Source organism: Neisseria sp. SLRRB23 (genome assembly GCF_050896295.1).
GTDB lineage: Bacteria > Pseudomonadota > Gammaproteobacteria > Burkholderiales > Neisseriaceae > Neisseria.
In genome coordinates, this window is sequence record NZ_JBPBFH010000150.1 from 1 (window position 1) to 387 (window position 387).

1 pseudogene is annotated in these 387 nt (G+C 54.8%); it reads left to right on the top strand.

What is annotated here, in order from left to right:
- Positions 1 to 132 precede the first annotated feature (132 nt).
- Positions 133 to 252 (top strand): annotated as a pseudogene (locus ACRPFF_RS11600) (RadC family protein); the annotation flags it as partial.
- Between the last annotated feature and the right edge of the window lie 135 nt (positions 253 to 387).

The window sequence follows — 387 nt, forward strand, 5'->3', positions numbered from 1 at the left end:
CCTCGTGGTACGGCGGCAGATTTCACCGGCGCAAACCCTCCGGCGGGGACCGCTACGCCATGAACGCCTTCACCGCCGCCCACAAAACACTGCCCATTCCCAGCTATGTGCGCGTAACCAATACAAAAAACGGCAACATACAAAGGGATGGGGACGGCAAGTTTCACACAGTTCGCCGTGGTCAGGGAAATCGGGCGGCGGATATTGGAGGAAGAATTGCAGGAAGAAATTACCTTATCCGATCCCGATACCCAGTCCCAAGGGACTTACTTCCTCGTCAGCACCGTATTTCAAATCTTGTTCGGCTTCCTTGCCAGCCTGATTGTCATGTGGCTGTCTCTTATACACATCTCCGAGCCCACGAGACTCGACGTCATCTCGTATGCC